The following is an 11,873-nucleotide window of genomic DNA, read 5'->3' as shown; positions in this document are numbered from 1 at the left end:
GCCACGCGTAGAAATAGCCCCGAACCGTTGAAACCGGCGGGAAGTCGTTGGGCAACATACGCCATTGGCATCCGGTCGTTGCAATGTAGAGGAGTGCGTCGACCACGTCGCGCAAACATGTCGTACGGGGCCGACCAGTTGTCTTCGGCGGCGACATCGAAGGCGCTATCAACGCCCATTCCGCATCCTTCATATCGCTTGCGTATTTATCGCCTTTTCGATCATGTTGACGGCGGGTGAGTTCAGTCCAAGCCATTGTGATCTCCATTCAGCTTCACAACCGAACAGAATCACAAACCACTGAACTCACTCAAATAGTTTTAAATCGGGCTCTAAGGTTTTCAGCTCTGTGACGTCGTTCAGCACCGCAATCAAATGGCGACCTTCCGGGCCATCGGCGGTGTTGAGGGTCACCTGCACAAATGTTTCTTGGTTGTCGCCGCGCCCGCGCAGAAATTGGCTGCCATTCCCGCCGCCGCCCGTCAAAGATTCACGCACCCAGTCCGCGACAGGGCGACCAAGGCCATCGAGCACGTCCTGCACCCGCCGCTCTTGTGTCGTGGTCAGCCCCAACAGCGAACGCGCTTCGCGGTTAGAGGCGGTGATGGTGCCGTCTTTTGCGATTTTGAGCAGTGGAACTGGCAAATCCTCAATTGCGTTCCAGCCCGCCGCCAGCGCAGGCGGGCAATCTTGCGATGGCGCGGTCCGTCCGCTGGGCAGCATATAAACCTCGCGCCGGCCAGCGGCCCCGTCAACCATTCCAACCAGCATCGTCACAACGCCAGACGCGCTGCGGAAATCGCGCAGCTGGCCGCTGGCCAATTGTTCAGGTCCAAAAATGTCGATTAGGGATTTCGGCCGATAACCCAATAGCTTGCGAAAAGGTTCATTCAGGTAAAGGATCGCGTCCGTGGGCCCCGCCGTCAGCATCGGCAAGGTCAGTGTATCACCGCCACGCCCGTTGCCGCGGCTCGCTTTACCAAGATCATCTAGGCGCCAAAGCTGCTTGTCGTCGCCTAAGTTCACCAGCGACAGGCGGAACTGACCCGTGCGCGTTATGATATCTTCGCGCGCGGCTCCGGTTCCGGTGGCGCGGTTTTGTAGGCGGAACAATACCGCCTCTGGATTAGCCAGAAGGCGGCTAAATGCCGTCGCCAGATGCCCGTCAGAGATTTCGCCAAAGCGTTCCACCGCCACCGGGTTTGCGTAGACGATATCGCCGTCTGAATCCGTCAAATAAGCGACATCAACATCATGCCCGAGCAAGGCAATAATCGCCTCTTGCGATGATGTCCCCGCCAAGGCAGGCGCGCTGCGGCGGAAGCTAGGTCCATAGACGCGCAAGCCGGATAACGCCGCAATCAGCATACAACCCACAGCAACGGCAGAGGTTACAACGACGAAAAGAGGGTCATTGCTGAACAGCGCAAGCAATCCAAATATCGCCATGCCAAGCGTAAAGAGCCAGAACATCGACGCAGGCGGCGCAGCGGTCGCTGCGTCGCTGCCACGCAGGTTTTGCATCATCTTGCCCAGCCCCTTTGCACAGTCAAACCTGCATAGAGCGGAGCCGTCAACAATTGGTTAACGTCGCTCTACAGCCTAACGTTGCATCAGTTCCGGCGCAAAACAACCATGTAAAATCCGTCGTGCTGTGTCGATGGCTGCAGGCGCAAAGGTGCTTGCGCATGCCAGCTTGGATTTTGCGCGACAAAGGCTTCGACGATTGCGTCATTCTCGTCCCGCAGGACCGAACATGTCGCATAGGCAAGTGCGCCGCCGGGCGCGCAAAGCGATGCGCCTTGCGCAATAACTTCGGCCTGTATCGCATTCAATTCATGCAGCCTTTCGTCCGTCAGCCGCCATTTGGCGTCAGGCGTGCGCCGCCATGTGCCGCTGCCGGAACAGGGCGCATCGACCAGCACCAGATCAAAGGGCGCGGCCCCCTGCAGGGCTTGCGTCGATAGCGTCTTGATCTGAACGCCGGCGCGGATGGCGCGCGGGGCGATATCGGTCATGCGGCGCGGGTCGATATCGTGGGCGAAGACCGACGATTTCATCCGGTCCGCCATCGCCAACGCCTTACCCCCGCCGCCCGCGCAAAGGTCAAGTACGCGCAGGCCGGGCGAAAGAGGCAGCGCCGCCATCGCGATCTGAGAGGCGGCGTCTTGCACCTCGATCACGCCATCGGCAAAGGCGTGAGATCCCGCAACGCGGCGGGGATTGTCCTGCACAATCAGTCCGGTATCCACATCTGGGTGCGGCAAAGTCGCGATGCCTTCGGCTCGCAGGCGGTCTTGCGCAACCTGCCGCGTGGTCCGCGACAAGTTCACGCGCAAATGCAGTCCGGCGCGGTGCTGCTGCATGACGGCGCAGGCCATCGCGTCATCCCCAAGCGACTCCTGCCAGATCGGCCAAAGCCAGTCGGGCAGGTCCGCAGCCTGCGCAGGCGTTGGATCAGTGCGATTGGCTTCCGCCTCCTCCGGCGTCAGCGCAGCGGGGGCATGGCCGCCAGCGCCAAATACGGCTTCTGGCGGGGTCCCGTCGCGGCGCAGCAGGCCAAGGATCAGCGCGCGGCCGTCTTCCCCGCCGCCCGCAACCGCCAAGGACCGCCGCGCGCGCAGAACGTCATAGACGTGATCACGAATAGCGGCCCGGTCGCCGGATCCAGCAAACCGGTTCGCGCGCGCCCAATTGGTCAGGGCACGCTCTGCCGGCTCGCCCGCAAGGACGATATCCAGAATGGCAATCGCCGAGGCATAGCGCGCGGCGGGCGTCATAGGTCACGCACCACATTAACAACGCCGCGCAACATATTGATATTAAGACCCAACGCGGTAGTTCGGAGACTCCCGCGTGATCTGCACATCATGCACGTGGCTTTCGCGCAGACCCGCGCCAGTGATCTTAACAAAGGTACAGTTCTTGCGCATATCGGCCACGGTGGCATTGCCGGTATAGCCCATCGCGGCCCGCAGACCGCCGACAAGCTGGTGCACAACAGCACCAGCGCTGCCTTTGTAGGGCACCTGACCCTCAATCCCTTCGGGCACCAGCTTGTCGCTGGCTGCATCCTTTTGGAAATAGCGGTCGGCAGACCCCCGCGCCATGGCGCCAAGGCTACCCATGCCGCGATAGGATTTGAACGAGCGGCCTTGATACAAGATCACCTCGCCCGGGGATTCGTCCGTGCCAGCAATCATAGAGCCGACCATCGCGCAGGACGCGCCCGCTGCGATCGCCTTGGCGAAGTCGCCAGAGAACTTGATGCCGCCGTCAGCGATCACAGGCACATCGCCTGCCGCCTGCGCGCAATCTATCACAGCCGTCAGCTGTGGCACACCGACGCCTGCGACCATGCGGGTCGTGCAGATCGAACCGGGGCCGATGCCGACCTTAACCGCATCCGCACCTGCGCCAATCAACGCTTTGGTCGCCTCGCCGGTGGCGACGTTGCCCGCGACGACTTGAATCGCGCTCGAGAAGGCTTTGACCCGCTCGACCGCGCGCGCAACGCCTTCGGAGTGGCCGTGCGCGGTGTCGATCACGATCAGATCGACGCCTGCTTCGATCAACGCTTGCGAGCGTTCAAAGCCCGCATCACCGACGCCCGTGGCTGCGCCAACGCGCAGACGGCCAAGGTGATCTTTGCAGGCCATCGGGTTCAGCACAGCTTGTTCGCTGTCCTTCAGGGTCAGCAGGCCGGTCAGCTTGCCAACACCGTCGGTGATCAGCAGTTTTTCGATCCGGCGCGCCTGCATCAGGCTGCGGGCCTCGTCCAGATCGGCAGGTTCGCGCAGCACAGCAAGGTTGTCAGAGGTCATCATCACGCTGACAGGCGTCTTATCGTCAGTAGCAAAGCGCATGTCGCGGTTCGTCACGATACCGACCACAAGTCCCTTGTCGTTCACGACAGGAAAGCCCGTGACGCGGTACCGTTCCATCAGCACGCGGGCATCCGCCAGCGTCTGATCGGGCGTCAACGTGACCGGGTTATAAACCGTGCCAGAGATGAAGCGCTTAACGTGCCGGATCTCTTTCGCTTGCGCGTCGATATCTAGGTTCTTGTGCACGATGCCCATGCCGCCCGCTTGGGCCATGGCGATGGCCATGCGGCCTTCGGTTACCGTGTCCATCGCGCTGGATAGCAGCGGGATGTTCATGGCGATGCTTTGCGTCACGAATGTGCGGGTGTCTGCCGTGCTGGGCAGGACGGCGGATGCTGCGGGAACAAGCAGTACGTCGTCGAAGGTCAATGCCTCGCGAATCTCCATCACGGTCTCTCCTGATGTGGTCACTTGGCACTGCGCTATTGCATGGAATGCGGCAGGGCAAAAGGCCGAAATGGGACGTCGATGCGCAAATGGCGTGCGCGGGCTGGGGCGGGGCTGTGCGGCGGCGTCATTTGCACCGCGCTTGCGCCGCCGCACAGAACACCGCAGAAGGCGGGTATGGAACCCAGTGATCCCCTTATCCCGCCGCCGCTTAGCCGTTCCGTGCCGCGGCTGATCCTGCGTCTTGCGATCATCGCAGCGTTGGTCTGGGGCGGCCTGTCACTGTTCAACTGGCTGCAAGCCCATATCGCTGATCTAGAGGATGCCGCCCGCGCCCGCGCGCTGACGACCCTCGTGATCGTGTCTGTCGTCGCCTATGCGCTAATTATCGCCATTCCCTTTGTGCCCGCGATCGAGATTGGCATCGCCCTGATGGTGATGGAGGGGTCGATTATCGCCCCCTTTGTCTGGCTGGCGACAGTGCTGGGGCTGCTGATCGCCTTTGGCTTTGGCCGCTGGGTGTCATTGGATTGGCTCCACGGATTTTTCCGCGACCTGCATATGCGGTGCGCCTGCGAAATGGTGTCGCGGATCAAAACCCAAGCGCCTCAGGCCCGCCTTGCTGGCCTGTCGGATCGCCTGCCCGGCTGGCTGGCCCCGCTGGCCACGCGGTTTCGCTATGGCATGGTGGCGGCGCTCCTCAATATCCCAGGAAACGTGGCGCTTGGCGGCGGCGGCGGGATTTTGATGATGGCAGGGATCAGCCGCTTGTTCACGCCGCTTTTCACGATTTTCACCATCGCGATTGCCACTGCCCCTGTGCCGCTGGCGGTCTGGTTGATGGGCGCTGATTTCCTGAAGTGACGCCCTGCCGCATCCGGATGCCGCATCCACCCTTTCCTGCCCCCTGAAAATCGCTAGGTTGCGCGAGAACAGACCAAAGGCTGCCCCCATGACCGACCCTCTTGTGATCTTTACCCCCTCTGGCAAGCGCGGACATTTTCCCGTCGGCACGCCGATTTTGACAGCAGCGCGGCAGCTTGGCGTGGACCTTGATAGCGTGTGCGGCGGGCGTGGCATTTGTTCGAAATGTCAGGTGTCGCCGTCTTATGGCGAATTTTCCAAGCATGGCGTCACAGTGCGTGATGACGCGCTGAGCCCGTGGAACAGTGTCGAGCAGCGCTATGACGACATTCGCGGCCTGCCCAAGGGGCGGCGGCTGGGCTGCCAAGCCACCGTGCAGGGCGATATCGTCGTCGACGTGCCGCCCGAAAGCCAGGTGCACCGCCAAGTCGTGCGCAAGGCCGCTGCCGTGCGCGATATCATCATGGACCCGGCGACCAAGATGTATTTCGTCACCGTGGTTGAACCTGACATGCACGAACCCTCTGGCGATCTGGAACGGCTTGCACAGGCGCTAAAGGACCAGTGGCAGATTGAAGACCTGCACGCGCCCTTGCCCGTATTGCGCAAGCTGCAAAAGGCGCTGCGCAAAGGCAATTGGGAGGTCACGGTTGCCCTGCATCGCGGGTCTTTGGATGATCGCCACCAGTTGCTTGATATCTGGCCCGGTTTTCACGAGGGGCGGGTCTACGGCCTAGCCATCGACCTTGGGTCCACCACGATCGCCGCGCATCTGTGCGATCTGCGCAATGGCTTGGTGCTGGCATCCGCTGGCGTGATGAACCCGCAGATCCGCTTTGGCGAGGACCTGATGAGCCGCGTCAGCTATGCCATGATGAACCCCGGAGGCGAGGTCGAGATGACCGCCGCCGTGCGCGAGGCGATCAACGCGCTGACGGTGCAGATCGCGACGGAGGCCGAGATTGAGGCCGAACAGATCCTAGAGGCGGTGTTTGTCTGCAACCCCGTGATGCACCATCTGCTGCTTGGCATCGACCCGGTCGAGCTGGGACAAGCGCCTTTTGCGCTGGCCACATCGGATGCGATGGCCCTGCCCGCTCGCGACATGGAATTGACGGCGATGAACGACGCGGCGCAGGTCTTTATCCTGCCCTGCATCGCGGGCCATGTCGGCGCGGACGCGGCGGCTGTGGCCCTGTCAGAAGAGCCGGGCAAGTCCGACGACCTTGTGTTGATCGTTGACGTCGGCACCAATGCGGAGATCCTGCTGGGCAATAAAACCCGCGTTTTGGCGTGTTCGTCCCCCACTGGCCCCGCATTTGAAGGCGCGCAGATCAGTTCCGGCCAGCGTGCCGCCCCCGGTGCCATCGAGCGTGTGGAAATCGACCCCGCCACCAAGGAGCCCCGCTTCAAGATCATCGGCAGCGATCTGTGGTCCACGGACGCGGATTTCGGCACGCCCCAGATCACCGGCATCTGCGGGTCCGGCATCATCGAGGCCGTGGCCGAGATGCGCATGGCGGGGATTTTGGACGACAAGGGCCTGATTGGCTCTGCCGATCAGACAGGCACTTTACGCTGCGTCGAGACAGGGCGCACCCACGCCTATGTGCTGCACGATGGCACGCAGGCAGGTGGTCCGCTGATCACCGTGACGCAGGGCGATATCCGTGCGATCCAGCTGGCGAAATCGGCGCTGTATGCCGGGGCGCGGCTGTTGATGGACGAAATGGGTGTGGACCACGTGGACCGGATCACGCTGGCCGGCGCCTTTGGCGCGCATATCAGCCCCAAGCACGCGATGGTGCTGGGGATGATCCCAGACGCGCCGCTGGATAAAGTCACATCCGCCGGCAACGCCGCGGGCACCGGCGCGCGGATCGCGCTCTGCTCTGTCGCGGCGCGGCGCGATATTGCGCAGGTCGTGCGGCAGATCACCAAGGTTGAAACGGCAATCGCGCCGAAGTTTCAGGAACACTTCGTCAATGCCAACGCCATCCCCCATGCCACCGACGGCTTTCCCAATCTGATGGGCGTCGTCACCTTGCCGGATGTCAGCTTTAACCTTGGCGGCGGCGGATCGGTGGATGCGGACGGCAAGCGGCGCAGACGGGCGCGGCCGCCGCGCGACTAAATCCCGGCATAACGGCCGAGCCGTTAGATTAGCTGATCTAAGGGTCGCGTTGCACAGGCAAGGCGGCCCTTTTTGCTGGATCAATTCACGGGCAAGTTTCGGTGCCAACAGTCCCAGCAGAAGCGGGTCGCCCTTGCCTGCCGATCCGTTCGCCCTGCCCCCACTGCGTGAAGCGCGGTGTCAAACACGGCGGGCAGTCACAACAGATCGTCCGGCGGCGAAAGGGGATCGCCGCGCTCTTTGGCGATAAGGCCGCCAGAGTAGCGCACCATCAGACCTTTGGTGATGGGGGCCAGAAGTACCACATCGAAGTGGAATACCCCGCCGGACACAAACTCGCGCGCCTCTGACGTTGGCAGCAGCCATCGCGGCAAGGGGATTGGGCCGATGCGTCCCGCTGTCACCGGATAGTGCAGCGCGCCGCCGCGCAGCTGCAATCCAATCACAAAAGAGAACGGCCAGAAAGCCTCGAGCAGCTTGCCGGATTTGACCGACAAATGAGATTTGAACCGGTGCTGGCCAAACTGGCGCTCCCACGTCTCGCCGTGCGGGGTGACGGTTTTGGTGACCGCCACGGCGACATCAGGCTGCGCGGGCGGAAACCGAAAGACGGCGCAAAGCAGGCGCGGCCACGACCCGCTGCCCCGTAAAACGACGCAGCGCCCTTGCCACCGCGACACCCCCACCGTCTGGTGGATCGCTTTGAGCAAGTCTGGCAAAGCGTTAAACTCTTGCCCCAAAACCCGTTCGAGCATGAAGGTGGTTGGCACCTCTTCGCGCTTTGTCGTCACCGCCAGATCAGACATCGCGGCCTCTGCCTCGGCAAGTGTTATCGCCTCTAGCGCGGGGCCAGCGCCGATGGGCAAACTTGAGCGGCGCAGCAAGGCGCGCGCGGGAATGGCGGGGATGTAGGGACCGTCGCCATCCTCGGCGATCAGGGACCAACTGCGGTGCGCGCGCGGGGTCGTGACCGTTACGGACATACCGCCCCGCCCGCTGCCGAAGGGGCCAAGTGCGCCTGCCAAACCCTTAAAGACCTGCACAAGCGGCCGCGTCACAGCAAAGGGCCACAGACGGCGCAGCCCGGCAAACAGCGCAAGGCCGTACCGCATCACGCCAAGCTCTAACCCCGCGCGAAAGCGGACCGTTTCAGCGCCAAAATGCGCCGGGAACAGGCGCTGGTCTGGCACGGCGATTTGCCAACCTTGCCTGACCAGCCCGCCCGGCAAGGTATAATTTGCTGGACGGGACCAACCAAAGCCCCGCTCCCACTGGTTGCCGCGCCACAGGGGCATCGGCCGCCCGGCCTGCGACAGGATGGACTGCATCACAGACAGCCCGCGCGGCGCGCGGTTGCCGGGCAGGATCGCGGTATCAATGACGCTTGGCACCTCGCCCCCTGCAAGGGCGCGCACGGCGGCGGACGACAGCGCCGGGACTGATGACAGGCCAGAGAGCACGCAAACCCCTGCCGCACGGGCGTCCGTATCCAGCGCCGTAATACCAGCGCAAAAGCCCGCATCGTCCGCAAGATCAAGATAGTGCACACCAGCGGCAATCGCCGCGCGGGCCAAACGGTAGGGATCATCGCCGTAGGTGTGAAACGGGCCCGCCGCGTCGATGACGACGTCATGCGCAGTCAGCGCCCCCAGATCTAGGCTGCGGTCCATCTGGATCGCCCGGCACCTCAGGTCCGCCGCGCAGGTTTGGGCGGCGCGCAGCGAGCGGCCCGCGATGCAGACATCGTGCCCGTCAATGACCAGCAATTTGGCCAAGCGTGCGCCAAAAACTCCATATCCGCCCAGCAGCAAGACCTTCACCGCAGCAGCCGCTTTTGAAATGCAGGGTCCGGCAGCGCGCACATGTCACCCCTGCCGAAAATGGCATAGCGGTTGCGGGCAAGGCGGCGGTAAAGCCAGTCCCGCAACGGTTTTGGCAGGATCAACAACACCGCAGCCAGCCGTCCCCAGCCGCCAAAGCTGCACGCGGCATGAACCACGGCGTCAAAGTCCTGATGCGCAACGCCGGCGTCAATGAAAAGCCAAGTCGCGGGGTCACTTGGATCAAGCCCATAGTGCCGCATCAGCGCCGCACCAAGCGGCGTCTGCACGGGGCAGATGCGCACAGTTCCGCTGCGGTCCAAGCGGTGGATCATACGCGCACCCCAACTACAGATCGCGCATTCCGCATCCATCACGGCCAGCGGAGCCGCATCGTCAAACGTCGGAACTTGGGGGTCTAGGCGAAATGAAAATGGCTTGGACATATGGCCGCGATTGTCCTGAACAACAGCGGGTTGCGCAAGGGCCATTGCAGCCCGGCGCCATCAAGATCGCAATGGCAGATCGGCGGCTACACTGGGGATATGGTTGTCGTGTCGCCGCCGATTGGAGTTTTAACGATCATCGATACACCGCCAAATCGTTCTGCAAGCTTTGGGAACAGATTCCCGCATTCGTCAAATCCGCTGAAAGATTATCTCTTTATACGCTTGATGAACTCCATGCGCGTACAATTCCAAATTGAAGGTATGTCTTGGGCGGCATTATGCGCGACAGTATCCTCACCTTCTTTGCAGGCCGTTTCGATATCGCCCAGCAGACCATGCAACCGCTTTGCGCCCAGCATTCCACACATGCCAGCAAATTCATGCGCACGGCTTTGCAACGTTTCAAGCGATTCAGTCTCTATCAGAATTGGAACTTCCTTATCCATGTAGCGGATGAAATCCACAATGCGATCCGAAAATCGGTCGTGTCCAAGCAAATCAGAGATTTCAGCGACTTGGGCTTCGTCAATAAACGGCTGCATCATGGACGTCAGATCATCATTGGCAAATCCGCCGACCGCCGCAGTTCCCGCAAGTGCTGCTTGCAAAGCCGCGCTGTCCAAGGGTTTCAATAGAACAGCCGCCATGCCGGCTGATTGAAATCTGCTACGTTCTTGCTGCGCGGCGTGGGCCGTGACGGCGATGATCGGAGTCTCTTTGTTCAGCCCGTCGCCATTCAAAATAGCTTCCGTCGCCTGAATACCGTTGATGCCCGGCATAGAGATATCCATCAGGATCGTATCAAACTTCTTTTGCTTGTCGAACGCGATGGCCGTTTGTCCGCCATCGGCTGTTACAACCGTATGGCCAAGCCGCTGAAGCATTTCTTTTAATAGGCTTCGGTTGATTTCGTTGTCGTCCACGACCAGGATATTCAACGCAACATGTGGAGCTTTGGGTGCTGCGCAGGTTTCCTGGGGGGCCGCGTTAAAGATATCTGTTTCGCCGACCATTGTGACGGGAAGATCAACGATGAATCGACTGCCATGCCCGATTTCAGATTCGCACCTGATTTCACCGCTCAATGTATCGACCAACCGCTTGACGATTCCCAAACCAAGGCCCGTCCCGCTGGTGCGACGTTCATATCGGTTATCGAGCGACACAAAATCTTCGAAAATACGTCCAATGTCGTCCTCTGGAATTCCCGGACCTTCATCTATGACTTCTAAATGAAGCGAGACTTCACCCTCAACCGCCGTGTCATAAAATGCACGAAGGGTAATATCGGCATTTGGGCTGAACTTTGTCGCATTGCTGAGCAGGTTCAGGACAATCTGCTGAATTGATCTAGGGGCAGTCAGAATAAGGCGATCGTCTAGCCCAACCTGATCAATATGAAGCGTCGATCCCGATGCTTCGGACAGGGGTCTCATAAGGTCTACCATGCTGGATGTCAGCGACATGATATCACATGGATGAAATCTATGATCTTCGGTATCGGCCTCGGTGCTTTCAATCGTAAGAACGTCGTTGATGTGTCCTAAAAGGATCCCACCTGACGTAAGCGCAGCATTCAGAAAACCTTGACGTTTGGCATCTAGCTTACCGTCATCAAGAAGATGGATCGCCGAAAGAAGCCCGTTTAAAGGCGTGCGCATCTCGTGGCTCATGACTGCGAAAAAACGGGATTTTTCGCGGTAAGCTTGAAGGGCCTGATCGCGCGCATGAAGGATATCTGCCTCTTTTTGCACTTTGTCGGTGATGTCGCGCACATAGGCTACGAAGATTGGGCCTTCCGTCGTCTCGGCCAGCGTCACGGATAGTTCTACAGGGAAAAGACGCCCCGTCTGATCTATCATTTCCGCTTCTAGACGCCCTTTCTCTGCAACGTGCAGAATTCCGGTTTCCCTAAAGGCATCAAGTCTTTTTTGCTGAAATTCACGCCCCTCTTCAGGAAATAGAATATCAACGAAACTCCGTCCGATAGCGACGTTCTTTGGTACACCAAAGTAAGCGGGAAGGCGTGGCCGTTCAGGCGCTGTAATTCCAGGGCATGAGGGCATCGAGTTCAGCACTGGGCCACTGATTGGCGATGCGTTCCAGGGTCAGCGTCAGCCAGGCGACAGGATCAACGTCGTTCATTTTGCAGGTTTGCAAGAGCGTCGCGATCGTGGCCCATGTCCGGCCTCCACCGTCAGATCCGGCGAACAGGCTGTTCTTGCGTGTAATGGTCTGAGGCCTGATGGCACGTTCGACGATGTTGGAATCCAACTCGACGCGGCCGTCGATCAAGAAGCGCTCGAATATCTCACGACGCGTCATGGCGTAG

Annotated in this window: 10 protein-coding genes; 2 read left to right on the top strand and 8 right to left on the bottom strand. The window is 60.6% G+C overall.

Annotated elements, in window-relative coordinates; all coding sequences use genetic code 11:
- The 4 genes from BM131_RS19095 to guaB form a co-directional block, all read right to left on the bottom strand.
- Positions 1-256: transposase (locus tag BM131_RS19095; RefSeq protein WP_139222722.1), on the bottom strand; the 256-nt coding region annotated here is incomplete at its 3' end.
- 50 nt (positions 257-306) lie between these two features.
- Positions 307-1,527, bottom strand: coding sequence for a PAS domain-containing protein (locus tag BM131_RS19090; protein ID WP_090192002.1), 1,221 nt, complete (start codon positions 1,525-1,527; stop codon positions 307-309).
- Between the two features lie 86 nt (positions 1,528-1,613).
- Positions 1,614-2,780 (bottom strand): RsmB/NOP family class I SAM-dependent RNA methyltransferase, encoded by a 1,167-nt coding sequence (locus BM131_RS19085; protein WP_090192000.1) that lies wholly within the window; start codon positions 2,778-2,780, stop codon positions 1,614-1,616.
- A 42-nt stretch (positions 2,781-2,822) separates the two neighbouring features.
- The gene (gene guaB / locus BM131_RS19080; RefSeq protein WP_090191998.1) at positions 2,823-4,274 is read right to left on the bottom strand and encodes an IMP dehydrogenase; all 1,452 of its coding nucleotides are present in this window, start codon (positions 4,272-4,274) and stop codon (positions 2,823-2,825) included.
- 81 nt (positions 4,275-4,355) lie between these two features.
- Here guaB and BM131_RS19075 point away from each other — a divergent pair, with 81 nt between their 5' ends.
- Both BM131_RS19075 and BM131_RS19070 read left to right on the top strand, forming a co-directional pair.
- Positions 4,356-5,138 (top strand): TVP38/TMEM64 family protein, encoded by a 783-nt coding sequence (locus BM131_RS19075; RefSeq protein ID WP_090191996.1) that lies wholly within the window; start codon positions 4,356-4,358, stop codon positions 5,136-5,138.
- 88 nt (positions 5,139-5,226) lie between these two features.
- Positions 5,227-7,272, top strand: coding sequence for an ASKHA domain-containing protein (locus BM131_RS19070; protein WP_090191994.1), 2,046 nt, complete (start codon positions 5,227-5,229; stop codon positions 7,270-7,272).
- Between the two features lie 197 nt (positions 7,273-7,469).
- Here BM131_RS19070 and BM131_RS19065 read toward each other — a convergent pair whose 3' ends face one another.
- The 4 genes from BM131_RS19065 to BM131_RS19050 form a co-directional block, all read right to left on the bottom strand.
- A complete protein-coding gene (locus BM131_RS19065; protein ID WP_245754333.1) occupies positions 7,470-9,134 on the bottom strand; it encodes a saccharopine dehydrogenase family protein in 1,665 nt (554 codons plus the stop codon).
- Positions 9,089-9,538: a thiol-disulfide oxidoreductase DCC family protein gene (locus tag BM131_RS19060; protein WP_090192003.1), complete on the bottom strand. Its 450-nt coding sequence runs from the start codon at positions 9,536-9,538 to the stop codon at positions 9,089-9,091. The genes BM131_RS19065 and BM131_RS19060 overlap by 46 nt, the downstream gene beginning before the upstream one ends.
- Positions 9,539-9,747: 209 nt before the next feature.
- Entirely contained in the window at positions 9,748-11,619 is a 1,872-nt protein-coding gene (locus BM131_RS19055) for an ATP-binding protein (protein ID WP_139222721.1), read from the bottom strand.
- A partial coding sequence (locus BM131_RS19050; RefSeq protein ID WP_139222720.1) for a transposase domain-containing protein occupies positions 11,576-11,873 on the bottom strand: 298 nt, incomplete at its 5' end. The genes BM131_RS19055 and BM131_RS19050, both read right to left, overlap by 44 nt.

The sequence above is a fragment of the Loktanella salsilacus genome, from assembly GCF_900114485.1.
Taxonomy (GTDB): Bacteria; Pseudomonadota; Alphaproteobacteria; order Rhodobacterales; family Rhodobacteraceae; genus Loktanella; species Loktanella salsilacus.
The sequence above is the reverse complement of the archived record's forward strand: the minus strand, read 5'-3'. Positions and strand labels throughout refer to the sequence as shown.

What these genes read in the sequence shown, in the direction of transcription:
- BM131_RS19090 (WP_090192002.1), bottom strand. Translation starts at nt 1,527, where the DNA reads ATGATGCAAAACCTGCGTGGCAGCGACGCAGCGACCGCTGCGCCGCCT.
- BM131_RS19085 (WP_090192000.1), bottom strand. Translation starts at nt 2,780, where the DNA reads ATGACGCCCGCCGCGCGCTATGCCTCGGCGATTGCCATTCTGGATATC.
- guaB (WP_090191998.1), bottom strand. Translation starts at nt 4,274, where the DNA reads ATGGAGATTCGCGAGGCATTGACCTTCGACGACGTACTGCTTGTTCCC.
- BM131_RS19075 (WP_090191996.1), top strand. Translation starts at nt 4,356, where the DNA reads ATGCGCAAATGGCGTGCGCGGGCTGGGGCGGGGCTGTGCGGCGGCGTC.
- BM131_RS19070 (WP_090191994.1), top strand. Translation starts at nt 5,227, where the DNA reads ATGACCGACCCTCTTGTGATCTTTACCCCCTCTGGCAAGCGCGGACAT.
- BM131_RS19060 (WP_090192003.1), bottom strand. Translation starts at nt 9,538, where the DNA reads ATGTCCAAGCCATTTTCATTTCGCCTAGACCCCCAAGTTCCGACGTTT.